We start from the raw sequence: 18,923 nt of genomic DNA, 5'->3' as shown, positions 1-18,923 counted from the left end.
CGTGCCTGCATGGTTCGAGACGTTCACGGACGAGGTCGAGTCGGGTGAACCACAGGCACTCGCGTGTGAGGCATGTGGATCCGCGACACTGCCACCCCGGCAGGTCTGTCCCGAGTGTGGTTCACCCGAGTTGACCCAAACATCGCTCTCCGACCGGGGCCGAATCGTGTCGTTCACCGAGATCTCTGTCACGATTCCGAAGTTCCATGGCGAGACGCCGTACACAGTCGTTCTCGCCGAACTGAACAAGGGAGTCGTCCTGACAGGGCAACTCCGAGAAGTGACTGCCGACGACGTCGCCATCGGCGACGAGGTCCAACTCGGTGTCGAAGCACGCGACGACGGGACGTCGCTCCTCACGTTCCGTCCGGTAAACGAGTGATATGGATATCGAACATCCGTCCAGGCGAACCATAGTTACACTGGTCGCCGTCGCACTCCTGTCGTTAGCGCTCGATCTCGTGTTCGGCGTGTTCAGAACCGTCCGTCCCGGTGATAGCGACAGTTTGCACGCAGTCGAGTCCGTTCCCTTACCTCCACCGAACGAAGCGGGTGATGTTTCGGTCGAAGCGGCGATCAGTGACCGGCGTTCCCGACGTCAGTACGAGATCGAACCCCTCGAACGCCACGAGCTCGGACAACTACTCTGGGCAGCACAGGGTGTGACGAGTCGAACCTCTGGGTACCGGGCAGCACCAAGCGCCGGAGCACTCTACCCCCTCGAGCTGTACGTCATCGTCGGTTCGTCTGGTGTCGACGGACTCGAGAGCGGTGTCTACCGGTACCGACCGGAGCGCCATGAGTTGAGCAAGAGGGAGCCTGGCGATATCCAGTCACATCTCCGTGCGGCCGCACTCGATCAGGAGTCCGTCGAGGCCGCTGCCATCGACATCGTCGTCTGTGCGGTCGACGAGCGGACGACTCGGAAGTACGGCCGGCGTGGTGAGAGACGATACGTTCCGATGGAAGCCGGACACGCGGGCGAGAACATCTATCTGCAGGCCGAGTCGCTCGGGCTGGCAACCGTCTCTATCGGCGCTTTCGACGACGACAGCGTGCGAGAGCTCGCCGGTGCACCGACGAACCAGCGACCGCTGTACATCTTTCCGGTCGGACGGCGCGACTGAGCCAGATCCCGGAGACGACTCACGGCGATGGCCGTTGTGTACGCAGCGGTAGGACTCGTCGAGAGTTTCGCCCAACTCTGCCGTGTTGGTGTCGTCTCTTCCGACTCAGGCTCTCTTCGCTACGAGACGGTCCTCGACCGCTTCGAATACTGCGACGTCACGCTCACAAGTGGTCCTGTCCGCGGCGGCCATCACATCGCGTCGAAGGTCAGGTGTGTTCAGCGGTGTCGTGGCTGCACTTGGCGCGTCGAACATCACCACAGAATGGTTATGTGACTGAGTTGTGAGTTATAAAACACGATGATAGCGGTAGAACTGCCGCTGCAACGTGCCCACTTATGTTCACACCGCAGACACCAACCGAGACCAGTAACTGTGGTGGCCAACCAAACACGTGCTCGCGACGCACGGTGCTTCGTGGCCTCGCAGCGACGGGGGCCGCAGCCGTCGCTCTCCAAGAGCTCCCCCGTCGAGGACGCGCGATTGAACCCAGCCAGCAGGGACAGGCCACCGGTCCGCTCGCCGACCCCGATCGCTTCGAGACGTTTCTCGACGGCGTGCTGAACGCCCAGCTCGAGGCCCACGACATCCCCGGTGCGACGGTCGCGGTTGTCGACGGTGAGACGACGTTCACGAAGGGCTACGGTGTCCGCGATATCCGGACCGATACACCGGTTGCAGCTGACGACACGCTGTTTCGTATCGGATCAGTGTCGAAACTCTTCGCGTGGACGGCGCTCATGCAGGGGATCGAAGCTGGCCGCCTCAACCTCGAGACCGACATCAACGAGTACCTCGATGAGATTACGATTCCCGACACGTACGACCAGCCCATCACGCTCGAGCACCTCGCGACGCATACTGCAGGATTCGAGGAGCGACTCCGTGGGACGTTCGTCCTGAGCGAAGCTGATCTGCGCCCGCTGCCCACGATGCTTCGAGACGAGCGACCGGCCCGGGTCCGGCCGCCAGGCGAATTCGCTGCTTACTCGAACTATGGCGCCGCTCTCGCAGGTCATATCGCCGCCTCGAGTGCCGGATTGCCGTTCGGTGAGTACGTCGACGAGCACATCTTCAAGCCGCTCGGCATGGACCAGAGCACGTTCGCCCAGCCCGTTCCCGAAACGATCGACGGCACGCTCTCGAAGGGCTATACGACCCCAAACGGTCAGTACCGCGAAGGCGACTTCGAATTCGTCGGGATCCCTCCTGCAGGATCGATGAGCGCCACGGCGACCGATATGGCGCAGTTCATGCGTGCCCACTTGCAGGGCGGGGCGACTGACCGGGGACGCATCCTCGCGACCGACTCAGTTGCGGCGATGCATCGCCGGCGATTCGGCCAGGACGACCGACTGAACGGGATGTGTTTCGGGTTCTACGAACTCAGCCGGAACAACACGCACATCGTAGGCCACGCTGGTGACACAGAACAGTTCCACAGCCTCTTGGTCCTGCTCTCTGACCACGATGTCGGCCTCTTCATTTCTTACAACAGCCCTGGCGGTGTCGAAGCGAGGGATACACTCCTCGACGCACTGCTCGATGAGTACTATCCAGCCGACGAGAGCGCACCCCAACCCAGTGGCGAACCGTCGCGGGCTAGTGCCATGACTGGGACCTACCGTGCCCTCAGAACGCCGTACACCACATCAGAGAAACTGGTCGGCGTGCAGTCGAACGTCTCGGTGTCGATCACTGAAAGTGGACGGCTCGTCACGACTGATCCCTCCGGCTCGACCCAGTGGTCCCAGGTGGATGAGCTGTATTTCGAGGCAGTCGATGGGTCGGACGCGATCGTCTTCGGGGAGAGTGACGGTCAGATCACGCATCTCTTTTTCGACAGTCGACCGTTCGCGACGTACGAGCGACTCGCGCCGCGTGAGCAACCGATCGCCCACGCAGTCGTCGCTGGCATTGCGCTGCTCGTCTTTCTCGGGGCTGTTCTCGGGTGGACAGCGACGGGTCTTTGGCGGTGGTACCACGGCCAGACACGAGACCACCCGACCTCTCCCCTGCGATACACGCGTGCGGTCGCTGCGCTCGCGGCAGTGAGCTATCTCGTGTTCGTGGTTGGGTTGGTTGGTCTGGTGGTGACTGATCCATTCACAACCTTCCTTGGGGACCCGCTACGGTTGCAGGTCATCTTGCTGTTGCCACTCGTAGGTGTCCTCGCGAGCGTTGCGACGCTCGTCCTCGCTGGCGTGGCCTGGCGGCAGGACGTCTGGAGTCGCCTCCTTGGAGTCCAGTACGTCGCCGTCGGCGTCGCTGGTGTCGTCTTCGCGATGGTGCTCGCTTACTGGAACCTCCAGTGGTATCAAATGTGAACCAGCCGCCGACACGGACACCCACCGAACAAGATACTTGACATCCTCCCGCCCTCAAGGGCGAGGATTCCTACGAGCAAAGGCCCGCTGGGTTGGGATGTTTACGGTTTACACACCGACAGGGTGCTGGCCGTGCCAGGCGACCGTTACTCCTCTCCTCGACACCACGCTTCCACTCGTTTCCAAGTGGTTCACGAGGTGTTTCAACGGATTCGGAGGTACTTGGTTGTTTACCGTCGGTATCCTTCCTATTTCGACGGGGAGACCGTCGAACCTTGGGAGGGGAATCCAATATTGTCCGATTATCCCGGCATGAGCGCGGATGTACCGCGTCGGGTCGCACCCAATACAACGGCGAGCAGTTTAACAGTATCGTGCGTCGATTCATCCCTACGCTAAAGCACGGGGCTTTCTCGACTAAATTCCGTAATTCTAATCGTCACGGATGTCGGATCGACGACGGTACGATGCTGGCAGCGTCCCGGCTACTTCGAAAACGCATCAGCTCCGGAGTAGCTTTTGCTCTACTCGCCAAGTACAGGGTCGGAGTCAACGAGCCGTCGCGAAGACAGGACGACACGACTGTCCGAAGTTAGTGTGATTCTGTACAATCTGGATGTCGGTTTATACACAGATGCAGAATTTAGTCACAGTCTGTCGTTTAATGAGGTTCAGAAATACACAAGTGTGCAGAAACTAATCTAGACGAAGAGGTGATGGGAATGAACGAAATGTTTGGGCTGACGGGATTCCAGCGAGACCTGCTCGTGGTGGCGAGTGGCCTCGAGAAACCATCGGGACAAGAGATCAAAGACCACATCGAGGACGCAACGGGTACGCAGGTGAAACACGGGCGACTGTACCCGAATCTCGATACGCTCGTCGAGCGTGGCCTCCTCGAGAAAGGCCAGCATGACCGCCGGACCAACTACTACCAGGTCACCGAAAAAGGGTCGTTGACCATCCAAGAGCAACTTGAGTGGATGCAATCGCAATCGCGAGAGCTTCCGGCCTAGCACTCGTCTGGTGATGTGAGTGAACAGCACAGTGCGCTACAGAGAGGGCTGTTTGCTTACGCAGCTGCTGTCGTGGTCGGCGTGACGATGGCGTTGCCCAAGGTCTCCGTTCCTGTCCAGCCTTAGGTCTCGGGTAGCGCTATTCAACAATCGTCACGTCGAATTTCTCGCGAGAGGGTAGCGCCGCCTGCCCCAGACGAATGTCCGACGGGTGAACGCGTAGAAGACGAGAGAGACGAACACGAAGAGTACGGTAGCAATATTGTTCGTTATAAGAATAATCAATAATCTTATCATTCTGTCCAACATAGATGTTGTGGGGAGAGATGGTTGGCCAACTACAGCGAACGATGAAGGTAACCTGCGGTGAGTGTACATTCACACAGGTCATACACCCCGGTGATGAGGAACTGCCATCGGAGATCGTCGTCGAGCACGGGAAACAGACGGGCCACAAACTCAAGGTAGCCGCACTCAGAGAGTAACCTATCCAGCCGCAATATTGGCTGAGGTTGGCAACACTCTCTACTTGGTGGGAGACATAAAATGGGAGGGAAGGAAGGTGCCTCTGACATACGACTCCATGCAGTGTGGATGTCGCAAACAGACGTTTCGACCACTCATACAACACTATTCCGACATATTTGTTGAATAGAGGATCTGCCTTAGACGAGTACGCATACGCGTGAAATCAACGCCTGACTAAAGGAACGCGTGTGAAATATCCCATATCGGAACCTCGGTCACACTCCCGTCGGTGGGTTTATTTTTTTGACACAGTTACGTTCGAGACGATGACGTTGGGGGAACATTGTCTACCTTGAGGAACATGGGCCGACCCTAGTCGCTGAGTTACCCCACGAGCTTACCACAACCCAACGAGCTGCGGGACTCAGTTGCTTGACGGTGTTCATGGGCCGCGGGCCGGCCGAGCGAGTGGGTGGGCGCATCTCGCCCATCGCGTATCTTGACGCCAAATACGACCCCGTGGAAGTCGTCCGCGCGCTGATCGAGGCGAACCCCAAACTCACAGAGCGAAAGTCCCGCCGTGGCCTCCGACGGATACTTGGGAATCAAGGCCAGCAATGGGGCGAGGCTGCAACCACTGTCCTCGATGAGTACTACGAACCAAGCGATCACGACCCTAACCATCGGGAGGCCACCGAGACACGCCGCTGTCCATTCTGTGGAGAGACGGTCACGAAGGGTGGTCTACCCGACCACCTGACTGACTATCCGGACACGTAGCGATTGTCGTCTCACAGTGCTCGTCGGGAACTAATCGCTCGTAATTTAGCGGGTTGGGACCCAAGCGTACCCACCCTTGCCCTCACATCAATAGTTGGGTATAGAAACCACGAGTTCCGTTAGAGATGCGTCTTATCCGCCCTCGTTAGAATCAAAAAATCGGACAAAACGATTGGCTTAACAGCCGTCTGCTTCGACGGGCGAGGCAGCAGACGACTCAGTGTCGGGATCCTTTCCATCGGATGCAGAATCTTCAGCTACCGGGTCTGAATCGGTGTCTGTTTCTGCTGACGACTCGTCAGTCGAGGAGTCGTCGGGAGCATCGGATTGCGACTCGTCTCCGGTGTCCGCTTCGGTCGTCCCCTCCTCATCCGCTGCATCGGATGACTCTGTTGGCGCGTTCTCATCGCTGTCGTCGCCTGTTGTGTCGGAAGCCGAGTCCTCGGTCGATTCGGGAAGAGTGTGACGTGATAGCGTTCGAGGACTTGACCCATATCCGCAACCGAACGGGTGCGACGTGGGGGCACAAATGGGCGTTCCGAACGTTGTACGAACAGGTAGAGTACAAAGCCGAAGCAGAAGGCATCTCGGTGAAACAGGTCGGTTCGGCGTACACGTCGAAACGGTGCGCTGAGTGTGGATTCACGGCAGAAGAGAATCGCCCGACTCGAAATGACTTCCAGTGTGTGAAGAGCGAGTCGGAAGCGAACGCAGATTACAACGCAGCGAAGAATATCGGGATGCGGTATGTCCGTCGGGGCTAACAGTCGTCTCGGCGGACGGGTAATAGTCAGCTTGCCCTAAAGTCTGGAACTGTGACGCCGAGCGGTGGATTCACCGCCCACCCGGAAGGGTTCGACGCCGAGTTCATGGACAAGCCCCATCAACAGAAGTCGCAGACTTCTGGTTAGCAGCCAGAACTCATTGAGTTCTGGCGACACCCTCCACGAGCGAACCCCTCAGGGTGAGCGAAGTAGGGTGGGGTAATTGACAGAACAACTCTACACACATGGCCTGAGTGATAGAGGTGTCAATCCGAAATCGGTACCAAGGGCAACTCGAAGCGATGGACATCCCCTGAGCAGGGGGGAATGCGTTCTGGTATATCCAGATCCGTAAGCTATCGTCGATTCAGTGGATTGCGATACTCTCCGAAAGTGAGTCCAACAAACCATCCAGAACAATTAACCCGAGGCTGAGCCACATCCAAGTATGTCTACCCGACGGCTCATCGCCATTTTTGCGGTTCTTGGGGCGGTTATCCTGGCCGGATGTACTGGTGGAATCTCCGATATTGGATCGGAACCGACCACTACTGGAGACGAGCAAGCAACGACAGCGACCGCTGCGGCAGGGGGCTCAGCGCCTGCAGGCGAACTGTCTGTTCATCTGTTGAATGTCGGGCAAGGCTCGAGTACACTGGTGATCGGACCCGAGGGCGAAACGATTCTCATTGATACCGGCGATTGGACTGATGATGGAGAGGATGTCATTGCGTATCTCGAAGCACATGGAGTGACGCGAATTGATCACCTCGTGACTTCCCATCCTGATGCGGATCATATCGGCGGGCACGCGGCCGTGATTGAGCACTTCGAGACCAATGGCGACGGCGTCGGAGCGGTGTACGATCCCGGTATCGCGTCAAGTTCTGCAACCTACGAGTCATACCTTGATGCGATCGAAGCACACAACGTGACGCTGTACCGGGCGCAGGCCGGCGACTCGATCCAGATGAGCGGAGTTGAAGCGCGAATTCTTGCCCCGCCAAAGGGGTATCTTGTGAACGAAGACCGAAATGAGAACAGTATCGTGGTGCACCTTCAGTTCGGTGCATCAAGCTTCTTGCTCCCCGGTGATGGAGAAACGGTGAGCGAAGAGTATCTCGTGGAGACCTACGGTGACAGCCTCGATTCGACAGTGCTGGCTGTCGGGCATCATGGCAGTCAATCAAGTACGAGCGACGCATTCCTTGATGCAGTATCACCGCAAGCAGCCGTGGTTTCGAGTGCGTATGATTCCCAGTACGGGCACCCACACGAAGCAGTGTTATCACGGCTTGCTGCGCGCTCGGTCCCGACGTACTGGACTGCAACACATGGGACCGTTCGGTTCACGAGTAATGGGTCGACAGTCACGGTCGCCACCCAACAAGACGCTCCCACGACTGCGACTGACCTCCGGACCGGAGAACCGATTGCTCCCGGAAGTGGTGGTTCGGTTACGGATCGGTGCGTAATCCATGCGGATGGCTCCGGGACAGCCCCAATTACGGAACCAGACGAGACACCAACTGGCCCGACACGGACCACGCCGACGGAGACGAACGAGCGCGCTGGCCTCGAGCTCGTCGAAATCAACGCTGATGCAGACGGCGATGACGCCGAGAATCTCAATGGTGAGTACGTTACCTTTGAGAAGACGGGGACGTCGTCGCTCAATCTCTCCGGATGGGAACTCGCCGATGCGGCCGGTCACTCGTATACAATCCCAGAGGGGAACGTACTCGAACCTGGCGACCGAATCACTATCTACACGGGAAGTGGCACGGATACGGAGACAGACTTATACTGGGGGCAATCAACTCCAGTCTGGAACAATAACGGCGACACCGTCATCTTTCGAGATGACACCGGCACGATTGTGATCGAGGAGACCTACTGACGATGACCACCCAACAGTTCACTGGCGTGATCGACCGTTTTGAGGACGATCTTGCAGTCATCTTGCTCGAAGCAAATGGGGAGGTGGTTGATGAGCTAGTGCTTGAACGGGAGGCAATCCCGACTGAGGCTGCACATCCGGATGCAGTCCTTGAGGTGACGCTCGTTGATGGAGAGGTAACTGACCTCTCGTATGATGCTACTGAGACGACGGATCGAAAGAACCGAGCGCAATCGCGTTTTGATCGGCTTGCAGAACGACCACCCAGTGAGGACGAGTCACAGTAGATCTTTGTGAAAGACATCCTCTCAGTTCAGCACGTTCTCACAGCGGGTGGGTAGGTTCCGACATTCCTGCCGAACAAAGGGCGCGAGTCGGTTACAACCTGAGTAGTTCGTGTGGTCAGAGAACTGAGAATAAGCGATGGTCTGTCCGGGAATTGGTGATGTCGACCCATACCATTATACGGGATTTGTCCGAATGAGCGACCACTACGCCGATGGTTGATGTTCCTGACTCACTGCAGTGTCTTGTGACTGCGTCTGTGACCGGACAAAATGGTTCGTACCGCATCGAAATCCCACGTGAAGAAGTTGAACTTGGCGAACTCGACGTCGGCGAGTTCTATCGCGTTGGCGTGCTCACGCACACCGCCGCCTCGTCCCCAAGCGAGTCCCCCGATGCCGCCCCGAGTGCGGCGCCACAGGAGCCGCAGGTTCCGCCCGTCGACGAAGGTGAGGTCCGTGAGGTCACGATCGAGACGCTCGGCGAGGAAGGTGATGGGATCGCGAAGGTCGAGCGCGGATACATTATCATCGTCGACGGCGGCCAGCCTGGCGAGACAGTGACGGTCAATGTGCATACGGTCCGCCAGAACGTCGCCTTCGCCGAGATTGTCCCCAACGACGTGTAGCGCTCTGTTGGCGGGGCTGACTCCCCGAGTCAACTCCGCCCAGTCTTCTTCGAACGGGGGTTCACTGGATGCACCCTCCTCTTTTCGATCCGAAACGCTGGTGACAACCGAGTGGGTGCCTGTCAGCTGTGCATGTCCGTACCCATCCGGAAGCTCGTGAGGTTGTCGAGGTTGTCGCAGAGCGCGTGCTAACTGACGCTAAAGGGGATCTGAGGTGGTAGTGAAAGCTAGATGTCAGCTTCACCTTCGACAGTTACGCTACTCCCACGCCCCGGAATCTTTTCGACCTTCGAAGGATCAACGTCGGTTAGCGAGCCATCCGCCGTCGCTTTCACGGCTGCAAGGAACGCCTCAGCGACGTGCTGAACGCGGTAGAGACGATTCCCGAGCGTCCCCGCGGAGACTTCGAAGAGGACACTTCCCATTCCTCGGAGACCGAAGCCGTTTCGCGCGATACCAGCGTATGTCCCGCCCGGATACCACGTTGAATCCGGATCGTGCTCGTCGCCAACTGTCAGGACATCAGTATCGCTTTCCGTCGTTATTTCGTCGTACATCGTATAGACGAGTTGCTTCGAGAGGTTTCGTGCATCCTCTGGCACATCCTCATTGATTGGCCAGAACAGCGATGACGTGACGATATTCCCAGCGCCTGGATCGTTGGGATCTGGCGGATACGTCTCTTCTTCGCCAAGCTCGCCGTCGAGGTACTGCTGACGGTCAACAAACTTCAGATCCTCGTCGACGATGTACTCTCCTTGGCGGTGGAAGTCGATAATCCACTCGGAATCGAGGTCTTCGACTCTGCTGTCGACGGCGACTGCCTCCGGAACTGGATTTTCAGGGAACTTTTCCGGGTAGCTCTGGTACAAATCACTATCCTCCCAATCGGGCCAGTGATACCGATTGATGTCCCATCCGACGAACGGGGTATCCGCAGCGAAGATCCCGATGTCGGCTCCGAAAATATCTGCTCCGGCCGCCGCTGGGGCGTCCGTATCGACATTGTATCGCTGCCGAGCAACGAACCCATCCGGATTCACTCGGGGGATGAGATGAACCGTCAGCTTGTTCCGAACCTTTCTGACCGCAGCAGTGTCAGCACACGCCAGATAGTGGAGTGCCGCAATCGTTCCCTCTGCCATGATGAATTCGTCGCCGTGCTGCTGTGCGATCACCATCACATCGGTCGATCCGCTCCCAATCGATGCCTCCCAGAGAGGCCGACCTTGGTTTGATTCACCGATCTTTGTGACCGAGACGTTCTTAATAGATTGTAGCAGTTCCTTGAGTTCGTTGTTGTCGAGGAGATCGTCGTTCCGGAGGAAATCCGGATTGTACTCGGAGTCACCATCGAGGGCATCCGGACCGCCTGTCTGCCCGTCGCTTTTGCCTTTGTTCTCGTGACCGCTAGCTTGTGAACTGAAGACACTTGCGCCCGCGAGGCCTCCGAGTGCCCCCAGAAACTTTCGTCGTTCTATTGTCATGGTATTGCATGCTAACTTATGCCACATTTGACTTATATCTAAGGATGTAGTAGAATAGTTATTATATCGAAGAGGGTATTATCTAATTCAGATCTTTTGAGAAGCGAGTAAGTCGTAGTAAGTGCTGTCTCTGAGGCTCGTAGCCCTGCTCAAAGAGCAGTTCGAGACGCGTATACTGAGAGTTGGGAGAACGAGCACACCAACACCGATTTAGCCTCCTGAACTGGTGTCCGTCTGCCAGGTGCCTGACTGCGCCGTCGCAGTCTAGAGGGGGTTGAGAGACTCGTTGCCTGTGTCGTCGTTTGTTCGCTGCCCCGTCATGCAGACACCGACTGGGCCCGTGACAAAGACCGAGCGGAAAAGTCAGGACCCCACTCGGGAAGCTACCTTGAGTTCACGTTTGGGGAGACACCGAACACGATTATTGAGACGTTTCAAGAAGATTCACAACTGACGGACGTCCATGTAGATGAACTTCGGTCGGTGGTGAGGGCCCGGCTTCAGCAGTAGCTCGTTTCTTCTAACGTCTCTGTGAGCAGTTCTAGGTTGATCAAAGCACTAAACCTACGAACTGCTCGCTTCTCAAACTGGCCTGACCAGCCAGTGCCCTCAAATTCATCTGGTCAGATCCTACGACAAGTCAAGTACTTTCGCTTCTGCCTTGTGCAGATGTTCGTGGAACGTAGAGGTCGTGATACCCAACTCTGCAGCCAGTTCTCCCGCTGTGATGGCCTTTGGGTGCTGATAGTAGCCTCGTTTGCGTGCAAGTTGGAAGACTTCGCGCTGGCGATGCGAGAGCAGGTCGAGAGGAAGTGAATCCGGAGTCTCGGCACGACTGGCACGTGCAATTGACTCGACAAAAATCTCTGCCTCTCTTTCGTCTCGAATTTCATCAAGCAATGATTGAATCATCTCCCGACTGGCGTTCGAAAGGACAGTCCAGCGTTCGGTATCTCCGAAGGCATCAGCAGGTGCCCCATACACGAATCCACGAGACGTGAACGCATCGCTGATTTGTGTCTTTCCGTCGTGTTCGACTAACAGGTCACGGGTTGTATTACCAGGTGTCGGGGAGGGACCTTGTCGATACCCTTGGGTCATTTCCGAAACCGAGTATACTGATGGATGGTCTCGAATCAATGAAAGCCCCTCCTCAATAACGTCCTGATCGTTGCCATAGACGGTGTAGTGAGTGCTTGCTCTGCCACCCTCTCGAGTGTAGATTGCGTATCCAAGGCAGCCGACATCAACCTGTGACGTCACATCCAGAACCCAACAACCGGGATGCCAAACCTCTAATGTGAGCCGAAGTGTTTCCGCAGACTCGTTCGCATTCATATTCGTATTTAGCGGTAACCGTTGAAAACGAGATGGGTTTGTACCTGCTATAGCAGGTTGCTCGCCTATACTACTGGCCTGGATATGCGGCGTATGGGTCAACAAAAGGTCGCTGTGGTAACTGCTGCCGGCAGTGGAATCGGCGCGGCATGTGCGCGAAAGCTGAGCGAAGACGGATACACACCAGTTCTCCTTTCGCGGTCGGGAAGCGCAGTGCAGCCAGGATTCACCGACAGTTGGGAGGTAGAGGAGGAGACAAAAGCGCAAATCCCAATGGGACGACCGGCACAAACAAAGGAGATAGCCGACGCAGTTGCGTATCTACTCTCTCCCGAATCAAGTTACATCACCGGACAGAACATCCGCGTCGATGGCGGTCTTACAGAGTCCCTCTAGCTAACATGAGTATTCAAGTACAATCCAGGAAACAACGGCGCGGCGTGGAGTCTACCACATGACGTGGAGTGCTGATCAGGTTATAAAATCACGGTGAGAACAGAATGTCTTCATACAGAGATGCTCGGGATTTGGGGCTTCTTTCACTGTTGTGGGGAACTATCTTTCCAGCTACCGAGATCGGGCTTTCGATGTTTCCCCCGCTTTTGTTGATGGCGTTGCGATTCGACGTGGCCAGCCTAATTATGATTGGGTACGTTGTCCTTCAGAGTGAGGTCTGGTGGCCACGTTCACGAGGTGACGTACTTACAATCGCCGCTGGGGGTGTGTTGTGGACTGTAATCGGCAACGGAGTCTGGTATATCGGCCAGGACCTGACCACGAGCGTCTTCTCGGCCATGATGAGCAGTCTCGTGCCGGTGTTAACAGCTGGGTTCTCGTGGATATTGCTTCCCAGCGAACGTCTTCGCCCCCTCTCGATTGCTGGCTTGGGGATCGGGTTCGTCGGTGTGATGGTTATGCTGGTTCCGTCCGGAGAGATTACGTTTGCCGAAAGTCTGCTTGGTAAGGCAATTCTGGTAGGGGGCGCGGGTAGCATCTCGCTGTCGAGTGTGCTGATTCGATATGTCGACACGTCATTCTCCAGTTCGGTGCAAACAGCTTGGTCTGCAGCCCTCGGTGCAGTCTTATTGCATGTGCTGAGTCCGTTACTTGGAGAGACGTGGAGTGGTGAAGTACCACTGATGGCTGGCGTGGCAGTCGCTTATCTCGGTATTCTCTCGACAGTTGTTGCGTATCTGCTCTATTTTTCACTGCTCCAGCGTCGCCCCTCGTTCGAGGTGACGCTCATGATGTATCTGGCGCCTGTGGTTGCTGCGATTTTCGGGTGGCTTCTGTTCAGTGAGCCAGTCACGCCCTCTATGGTTGGAGGGTTCCTCCTCGTAGTTGGAGGGTTCGCACTGATGAAACGTCAAGATATCCGGGCAGAACTCGCTCGATTCGGAGTCATCGGCTGACAGTGGTTGTGTATATCTGGGTGATGGAATCGGAGAAGAAGTCGAAGCTGTACAAGGAGGAGCCTGACGACCCGAAGGACAAGTGGATCGCCTTCTACACGAACATCGGCTGGATAGCCGACGACGCCGACGAGGAGAGCGACCTGGAGAGCCTCACCGAAGAACAGCGAGAGATGCCGTTGACACCGTTGGAGTTGGCCGATGACTTCCGGGCGAGATGGGGGATAGAGACCGGCTATCGCAAGCTGAAGGAGGATTTCTTGGCTAAGTCGCGCTCGGCGCGGTACTACATCCGCGTGCAGGTGTTCTACTTCGCGGTGCTCTGGTACAACATGTGGCTGGCCGCGAACGTGAAGGGCGCTGGGGAGGTGGGGACCGACCTCGGTGACGACGACGAGAATTACCTGTTCCGCGGTCCCGAGGTGATGCGCGCCATAGAGGCACCTCATCGTCACCACCCAGAGTCCGTGGTGGCGGAATCTGAGGGGTGGCCAGCCGGTGTCCATGCGGGTTCAGGGCCAGCACAGAGAAGGTACCGCAACGCCGTATCCAGGGATCTACTCGCTGGGGTTGGATTTGCGCTACTCGAAGTTGCGTATCTATCCATCCCCAACTCAATCTATCACTTTGGCCTCGACTCCTTGCGTGACACACAGTCTAAGTCGCCTGAACCATCCAATGCGATGATGTGGCTTTATCGATTTATCGGAGTATGTCTCGTCGTAATGAGTATCTTATACTATTCTAACGTGCTTCGATTACCGCATCCACTGCACGTGGCACCCCCTTTTCAGCCGATTGTATCGGCCAACCTGAGTGACCGACTTGCGCGCTCTATTCAGCACGACCGCTGAGACCTACTCAGATGCTGTCAGAAGTAGCGTGCTGAATATAGAGGGTGTATTCAGCATCAGCCTGTGGTGTGCGACACTGTCTCATTCCCGGTAGAACTCCACGGCAAACCTTCCACTTCCGATATCCAATTTGTCTCCAGAAGGTAGTAGGTGCATTCCCCACAGTGAGTTACGAACTCAGGGAGACGGGAAGTCGGTCGAAGATGGGCGCGAGTTCGCGCTCGTCGATCGCACCGGTAAGAATCGTGAGAGCGGTAAAAACCGCGAACCCTGCGGGCGGAACGACCAGCAACCGCAGATACGGCTGTGAAAGCGCGGCGTTCAGACCGAAGATTGCCGCACCGCTGACGGTCACGGTGACGAACAGCGCGACCGGTCGTATGTCGGCCAGCGCGTCGAAGCCGATGTGCCGAGCCGTTATCGCATGGAAGACGAACATCGACCCATAGCCGACGGACGTCGCGACCGCTGCACCAATCATGCGGTATCTCGGAATAAGGAGTGCGTTCAGACCGAGGTTGATGACGGCGGCGGTGCCGGTAGCAAGGAGCAGTGGTTTCATCGCCCCGTTCCCCTGGCCGATCGCGAGAATCGGTCGCGCGAGTGCGAACCCGAGCGCTCCGGGCAGGAGGATAAGAAGCGGCACCACCGCGGGTGTATAGCTTTCCCCCAGATAGAGTGGCACGACGATGTCGGCGAGCGCCCCTAAACCGAGTGCGAGTAACGCCGTCGTCAGGAAGACGAAGCGAGTCGTCCGCGTCGCCATCTGCGTGATTTCCTCGGTCGCGTCTTTCGACCACAGTTCGGACGTTGAATGTAACAACACGGACTGAATGGCCATGGGGACGAACCAGAGGAACTCCGCGATTTTCAGCGCCCCCTTGTACACGCCGAGCGTCCCACTCCCACCTATCGGTTGCAGCATGAGGATATCGACGTGGTACAACGAGGTCAGCAGAAGTATCAACGCCACGTTCAGCACATTGTATGTCATGAACTCTCGCTTCGGGAACCCGCTGGGCGTCGGAGTGAACAGAGCCCACAGCGAGATGCGGTCCCGGACAGCCACGATCCCGAGGACGGAGACGACCGTCCCGCTGAGGATAAATCCGGTAAGGAGTCCCGTAACGCCAAACCCGAAGTACACCAACGTGAGGCCGATAATCCAGAGGAGCGCTCTGTCGAGCACGCCGAGCGGTTCCGAAATTCGTTCAAGCCCGAATCCCATCAGTACGCGTCGCGAGAAGTTATTGAACTGGGCCGCGACGACGAGGATCCCGAGGACGATGAAGTACGTCTGGAAGATAGGCTTGAAGAAGCGACCACTGAGAAAATAGCCGCCGAGGACGAGCAGCGCCGCCCCGACCAGTGAGAAGAGGAGCGCCATCTGAAAGAAGAAGCCGACGACGTGTTGTTCCCAGTGATCGACGTCGGCATCTTCCGCGAGAAACTTTCGCACCCCGTCGCCGACACCCGAGCTGACGACAATCATGAGGAGACTGAACAGCGAGAAGACGAACGCGAAGTCACCGTACTGCGTCTGGGTGAACAACCGGACCAGAATCGGCGTCGAGAGGATGCCGACGAGCAAGATGACAGCCTTCGCCCCGATGACGGAAACGAACGCAGAAAGGGTACTTCTATCCATTGGGCTATATCTTCAGACTACTGACTTATTTCTGTTGGTCAAACTTCATTTTCCCCCCGACTGTGGCGACCGTGACAGTCATCCGTAACCGTCGCTGTGAATACTGACCTACTACACCGCCTCATTCGGGAAGAAAGGGCAAAAGTCTGCTAGAGAGTCAAAGAAACCGTGATGTTATCGCGTCAGGAGAAAGCGGTCCCAAATGATCCAATCGGGTCGATGGTGACCGATTCGCGCGCTGTATTCAGCACGGCCACAGAAACCTCCCCGGATGCTGTCAGAAGTGGCGTGCTGAACTTAGAGGGTGTATGCAGCAACTCGTCGCGATGCCCACGGAGTGACCTCGCACCCACATTTCTGGGCGCACGGTAATGCTCCCGTCGATAGTAACAAACACACCAAACAGCTATCTTCCAACAGTCCCAACACTAGTCTATGTCGAGCGGTACTATCGATATCGACGAGTTCGAAAACGCTGACGCCGACGAATTCGAGGAGCGGAACGACACCGAGCGAATCGTACTGTTCCTCGACAAGAATGACGACCGGGCGTGGAAGGCGGCGACGATTGCGGACCGACTCGGGCTGGAGACGGACGCTGTCAGTGCGATTCTCTCACGATTGAAGGAACGCGAGCTCGTGCGGCACAAGCGCCCGTACTGGGCGATCACGGACGACGAAGAACGGCTCCGGTCGGCCTATCGGCTCCACCGACATCACGAGACGGCGGACGACCAGTACGGTGAAGAGTGTCTTGAAGACCTCCAAACCGAGGAGATGGAAGAGGTACAGTGACTGCGTTCGAAGAACTGGAACGCGGTGACATCGTCTGGGCGACCGACCCGCTCTCGGAGAAAGGTCGTCCGATGCTCGTGCTGGGGACTCCCCGGTTCCCGAACCACGGCGTGCAACTCATCACGGTCCTGATTTCCACGAAGACCTATCACGAAGCGGCACTCACGCTCAGAGACGACGACTACGAGGGCGACCCACTCGGGGAACGAAGTCACGTTCTTCCGTGGTCGCTTGCGACTCTCAACAGTGCTGCGGACGTCGACCACTACCTGACGTCGCTCGTGGACGACCGTACTGAGGATGTGACGAGCCAGGTGATTGACTACATTTCCTCCTGAACGGACGTGCCTGCTTCCAATGGCGAAGGAGCATAGACCCCTCTCCAGTCAAATCGTCCGGACCTATCTGATTCTTGGCCGAAGTGTCGTGACCGACTCAGAGGTTCTATTCAGCAGAAGAAATTTATCCGATTGCACGCAAGTGATATCACTGAGTTGAATTTATGTCTACAACACAAGCTCGCCAAATGATGTTCTCTGGAAGGTGGTGGATGCCAATTCTGATGATTCCAGTGCTATTCCTCCTCTGGCTCTCGATAACGCTAGTCAACATCTCCTTCGCCCCCTCCCTCGGAGGGCAGTTTTCTGGGTATCTCGTTGAGGTTGCATCAGCACCAATCCTCGTGAGTTTCGTTGTCTCTCTATTTGCGCCATTTGCGCTCTATCATGATCGAAAGTACGTCAGCGAGCGGTCTGAGTGGACGCCGACCCTACTCTACTTGTTCGTGTTCATCCCGCTACTGAATGTTCTCGTATCGAGTATCTACCTCGTTCAGCGACATCGATTTATCGGCACTCCGTAACCCGCGTCTTTGACATCGAGTGAGATCGGACAAGAAGCAAATACTTCCGATTGTGGACTGACCGACTTGCGCCCTGAGTTCAGCACGCTCGCAGAAACCTCACCGAACGCTGTCAGAAACGGCCTGCTGAACTTAGAGGATGCGCTCTTCTGCCGGAGATTGTTGAGACAGTTCAGCTGTTGCCACGTCTTCCAGACTCGTCAAACGAAAGCGCTTGCCAGCCCACGAGGTCGACGGATGGATTCTTACCTTCACCGGTTCGGATTTCGGAAACGGGACTTCTGGAAGCGATTACCGTAGATTCGCTCGTAGTTTGGAGCCGACGAATACCGCGTCTCGGATGGGATTGACGCAAATCGAGTCGCGGATCCGATGTCGGGGCGGGTGCTCGGAAGCGTGGAGTACGCTGTCGGGTTCCGTGAGTTCGGTCTGTCGACGCTGCGCGAAGCGAGCTCGTTCGCACTGGTCTGTTCTCGGACCGTCTCGTGGACCTCCAGAAGGTGCTCGCGCAACTTCACGACGGCGTCGTCGATTTCCGTCTGCACGGCTACTCGCTTCCCTACGTCGCTCGCGAGCAGTTCGGACTTCGTTTCTTCGTCGAGAGGCGTCGAATCGGTGGACCCGTCCAGATCTTCGTCGGAGGTTTCGTCCGGTTCTTCAACTATCTCTGCCGGGAGATACTCCATCACGTCGTCGATTTCGACGCCGAGTTCCCGATGGTTACGTCGAAATTCCCGAACGTCGACGGCGTTGAATGCTTCTCGTAGCTCGACAATTGCGAGCAGTTTCTTGTAGGGGATCGCGTCCTGGGGACGAAGACTCGTCACCGCGCCGGGAACTTTCTCCGCGTCAATGGCGTCCGGAAGGTCTTCCAGACGAACGCTATCTAACAGAGCGGGGAAGTCGACGCTCGCCAGTACCTGATCGGCCTCCCGAACGACGTCCGAAAGTTCGTCGAGAATGTGTTTATTCTGCTCCCCTCGGCCGGAGCCGAAATATTCGTCGAGTAACTCTGGGGTACGCTCAGCGAGTCGTCGCAGCGTCTCGATTGAGGCCTCCTGTTCCTGCGTGGAGAGTTCAGGGCTCGTCACCGTCGGATTGTCACTATCCTTCGGATTCCGCTCACTTGGGGGAGGAGACTCGGTTCGCATCAGATAGAGTAGTAAGGGGGCAGTTGAGGCGATAACCATTGTGGCCACTCTCTCGCAGAGATGCGTAAGTTTCGCAGACGT

The 18,923-nt window shown here is 56.8% G+C and carries 18 protein-coding genes and 1 pseudogene; 15 read left to right on the top strand and 4 right to left on the bottom strand.

The annotated features are described in order from the left end of the window. Position 1: 1 nt before the first annotated feature. The 9 genes and pseudogenes from BSG17_RS18740 to BSG17_RS18700 all read left to right on the top strand — a co-directional run bounded on the left by BSG17_RS18740 (position 2) and on the right by BSG17_RS18700 (position 9,295). On the top strand, positions 2-382 hold the full coding sequence (locus tag BSG17_RS18740) for a Zn-ribbon domain-containing OB-fold protein (protein ID WP_089826942.1): 381 nt from the start codon (positions 2-4) through the stop codon (positions 380-382). A 1-nt stretch (position 383) separates the two neighbouring features. After that, positions 384-1,127, top strand: a complete 744-nt coding sequence (locus BSG17_RS18735; RefSeq protein ID WP_089826837.1) for a SagB/ThcOx family dehydrogenase — start codon at positions 384-386, stop codon at positions 1,125-1,127. Positions 1,128-1,537: 410 nt separating this feature from the next. Further along, complete coding sequence (locus tag BSG17_RS18730; protein ID WP_244531601.1) at positions 1,538-3,454, top strand: serine hydrolase domain-containing protein; 1,917 nt, start codon at positions 1,538-1,540, stop codon at positions 3,452-3,454. A 731-nt stretch (positions 3,455-4,185) separates the two neighbouring features. After that, entirely contained in the window at positions 4,186-4,470 is a 285-nt protein-coding gene (locus BSG17_RS18725; RefSeq protein WP_089826940.1) for a PadR family transcriptional regulator, read from the top strand. Positions 4,471-5,382: 912 nt separating this feature from the next. Continuing rightward, positions 5,383-5,718 (top strand): hypothetical protein, encoded by a 336-nt coding sequence (locus tag BSG17_RS18720; protein WP_089826833.1) that lies wholly within the window; start codon positions 5,383-5,385, stop codon positions 5,716-5,718. Between the two features lie 446 nt (positions 5,719-6,164). After that, a pseudogene (locus BSG17_RS18715) lies at positions 6,165-6,629 on the top strand (zinc ribbon domain-containing protein); the annotation flags it as partial. 301 nt (positions 6,630-6,930) lie between these two features. Further along, positions 6,931-8,382 (top strand): lamin tail domain-containing protein, encoded by a 1,452-nt coding sequence (locus BSG17_RS18710; RefSeq protein ID WP_089826831.1) that lies wholly within the window; start codon positions 6,931-6,933, stop codon positions 8,380-8,382. Positions 8,383-8,384: 2 nt separating this feature from the next. Beyond that, positions 8,385-8,669, top strand: a complete 285-nt coding sequence (locus tag BSG17_RS18705; RefSeq protein ID WP_089826829.1) for a DUF3006 domain-containing protein — start codon at positions 8,385-8,387, stop codon at positions 8,667-8,669. A 212-nt stretch (positions 8,670-8,881) separates the two neighbouring features. Next, positions 8,882-9,295, top strand: coding sequence for a TRAM domain-containing protein (locus BSG17_RS18700; protein ID WP_089826827.1), 414 nt, complete (start codon positions 8,882-8,884; stop codon positions 9,293-9,295). Between the two features lie 227 nt (positions 9,296-9,522). Here the strand turns inward: BSG17_RS18700 and BSG17_RS18695 are convergent, their stop codons facing one another. Both BSG17_RS18695 and BSG17_RS18690 read right to left on the bottom strand, forming a co-directional pair. After that, entirely contained in the window at positions 9,523-10,782 is a 1,260-nt protein-coding gene (locus BSG17_RS18695; RefSeq protein ID WP_089826938.1) for a M14 family zinc carboxypeptidase, read from the bottom strand. A gap of 630 nt (positions 10,783-11,412) precedes the next feature. Continuing rightward, positions 11,413-12,120: a helix-turn-helix domain-containing protein gene (locus tag BSG17_RS18690; protein ID WP_089826823.1), complete on the bottom strand. Its 708-nt coding sequence runs from the start codon at positions 12,118-12,120 to the stop codon at positions 11,413-11,415. 93 nt (positions 12,121-12,213) lie between these two features. Between BSG17_RS18690 and BSG17_RS28665 the strand changes: the two genes are divergently transcribed. The 3 genes from BSG17_RS28665 to BSG17_RS18675 all read left to right on the top strand — a co-directional run bounded on the left by BSG17_RS28665 (position 12,214) and on the right by BSG17_RS18675 (position 14,386). Continuing rightward, positions 12,214-12,516 carry an SDR family oxidoreductase gene (locus tag BSG17_RS28665; protein WP_089826936.1) on the top strand — a complete coding sequence of 101 codons (303 nt, stop codon included), beginning with the start codon at positions 12,214-12,216 and terminating at the stop codon, positions 12,514-12,516. Between the two features lie 104 nt (positions 12,517-12,620). Further along, on the top strand, positions 12,621-13,532 hold the full coding sequence (locus tag BSG17_RS18680) for an EamA family transporter (protein ID WP_089826821.1): 912 nt from the start codon (positions 12,621-12,623) through the stop codon (positions 13,530-13,532). 23 nt (positions 13,533-13,555) lie between these two features. Then, the gene (locus tag BSG17_RS18675) at positions 13,556-14,386 is read left to right on the top strand and encodes a transposase (RefSeq protein WP_139246700.1); all 831 of its coding nucleotides are present in this window, start codon (positions 13,556-13,558) and stop codon (positions 14,384-14,386) included. A 169-nt stretch (positions 14,387-14,555) separates the two neighbouring features. Here the strand turns inward: BSG17_RS18675 and BSG17_RS18670 are convergent, their stop codons facing one another. Then, the gene (locus tag BSG17_RS18670; RefSeq protein WP_089826817.1) at positions 14,556-16,034 is read right to left on the bottom strand and encodes an oligosaccharide flippase family protein; all 1,479 of its coding nucleotides are present in this window, start codon (positions 16,032-16,034) and stop codon (positions 14,556-14,558) included. Between the two features lie 435 nt (positions 16,035-16,469). Here BSG17_RS18670 and BSG17_RS18665 point away from each other — a divergent pair, with 435 nt between their 5' ends. From BSG17_RS18665 to BSG17_RS18655, 3 genes are all read left to right on the top strand, one after another. Beyond that, positions 16,470-16,829 carry a MarR family transcriptional regulator gene (locus tag BSG17_RS18665; RefSeq protein WP_089826815.1) on the top strand — a complete coding sequence of 120 codons (360 nt, stop codon included), beginning with the start codon at positions 16,470-16,472 and terminating at the stop codon, positions 16,827-16,829. After that, on the top strand, positions 16,826-17,167 hold the full coding sequence (locus BSG17_RS18660; RefSeq protein ID WP_089826813.1) for a type II toxin-antitoxin system PemK/MazF family toxin: 342 nt from the start codon (positions 16,826-16,828) through the stop codon (positions 17,165-17,167). The genes BSG17_RS18665 and BSG17_RS18660 overlap by 4 nt, the downstream gene beginning before the upstream one ends. 224 nt (positions 17,168-17,391) lie before the next feature. Then, entirely contained in the window at positions 17,392-17,691 is a 300-nt protein-coding gene (locus BSG17_RS18655; RefSeq protein ID WP_139246699.1) for a hypothetical protein, read from the top strand. 251 nt (positions 17,692-17,942) lie between these two features. Here the strand turns inward: BSG17_RS18655 and BSG17_RS18650 are convergent, their stop codons facing one another. Beyond that, entirely contained in the window at positions 17,943-18,881 is a 939-nt protein-coding gene (locus BSG17_RS18650) for a hypothetical protein (RefSeq protein ID WP_139246698.1), read from the bottom strand. Between the last annotated feature and the right edge of the window lie 42 nt (positions 18,882-18,923).

Source organism: Halogranum amylolyticum (assembly GCF_900110465.1).
Taxonomy (GTDB): domain Archaea; phylum Halobacteriota; class Halobacteria; order Halobacteriales; family Haloferacaceae; genus Halogranum; species Halogranum amylolyticum.
The sequence above is the reverse complement of the archived record's forward strand: the minus strand, read 5'-3'. Positions and strand labels throughout refer to the sequence as shown.